1 protein-coding gene and 1 pseudogene are annotated in these 1,298 nt (G+C 69.0%); both read right to left on the reverse strand.

Annotated features, from left to right (window positions below; all coding sequences use genetic code 11):
* A partial coding sequence (locus ACFWJO_RS39605) for a carbohydrate ABC transporter permease (RefSeq protein ID WP_386873131.1) occupies positions 1-732 on the reverse strand: 732 nt, incomplete at its 3' end.
* Positions 729-1,298 (reverse strand): annotated as a pseudogene (locus ACFWJO_RS39610) (ABC transporter substrate-binding protein); the annotation flags it as partial. The gene ACFWJO_RS39605 and the pseudogene ACFWJO_RS39610, both read right to left, overlap by 4 nt.

Genomic DNA, 1,298 nt, shown 5'->3' on the forward strand with positions numbered 1-1,298 from the left:
CACCCTGATCGAGGCCTTCATGTTCGGCAGGATGACCAGCTTCATCCGCTGCCACCACGAGGCGCCGTCGACGGAGGCGGCCTCGGTGGGGTCTCCCGGCACCTGGGCTGGGCCGGCCAGCAGGCGCAGGGAGATGAACGGGGTGGTCTTCCGGATCTCGGAGAGCATGATCACGAACAGCGCGGTGCTGCCCTGCGCGAACCAGTTCAGGTCCGCGTCGACGCCCGGCAGCCACTCGAACCAGGCGTTGATGTAGCCCGAGTCGATCGAGAACATGTAGAACCACGCGAACGCGGAGACCACGGTGATGATGCCGTACGGCACCAGGATGATCGTGCGGATCAGGCCGCGGGTCTGCTTGATGGCGTGGTGCATGGCCAGGGCCAGCAGGAAGCCGAGGATGAGCTCGACCACCACGGTCACCACGGTGATCAGCAGGGTCACCCCGAGGCCCTTCCAGAACACGGGGTCCGTAAGGATCACGCCGTAGTTGCCCAGGCCCACGAACTCGCGGTCGCCCGGCGCGGTGAGCCGGTACTTGAACAGCGAGTCGTAGAGGGCCTGCAGGATCGGGTACAGGACCACGAACAGCATCACGAAGAACGCGGGGCCGGCCAGGAGCCAGCCGAGACGCGCCTCGGACTTCGCGCGCTGGGACTTCACCCGGCGGGGGCGACGACCCTCGGCGGCGCGCGGGGTGGATGCGGCGGGTGCGGTGTCGACGTGGCTCACAGCAGACGCTCCCCTCTCAGGACTTCCTGGATGAAGTCGTCGGTCTCGGCCGGGGTGGACTCGGAGACGCCCGACGGCGGCGCGTAGCGCTGCTGGATCGCGGTGGAGACCTCGTTGTAGTACGGGGTCTGCGGCCGCGGGGCGCCGAGTTCGAGGGACTCCCGGATGGTGTCCGCCATGGGGTACTTCTCGGCGACCTCGGGGGCGTCGTAGGCCGCCGGGTCGGCGGGCGGGTTGCCGTTCTCGACGAAGTACTGGCTCTGGTGCTCGGTGGTGGTGATGCAGGAGATCGCGTCCCAGGCGAGGTCCTGGTGCTCGGACTTCGCGCCCACCCCCAGGTTGATGCCGCCCACGGGCGGCGCGGCGTCCTTGCCCTCGACGGTGCGGGGGTAGACGGCCCAGCCGATGTCCTCGGGCAGGTCCTCCGGCAGCGAGCCCTCCTCCACGGAACCGAGGGTGGCCGGCCAGACGAACGGCCAGTTGACCATGAACGAGCCGTTCTTGCCCTGGAAGAGCAGCATGGAGGCGTTCTCGTCCTGGGTCGGCAGGCCGGCGCTGCCGAGGCC

Source organism: Streptomyces sp. NPDC127092 (assembly GCF_042722475.1).
Classification (GTDB): domain Bacteria; phylum Actinomycetota; class Actinomycetes; order Streptomycetales; family Streptomycetaceae; genus Streptomyces.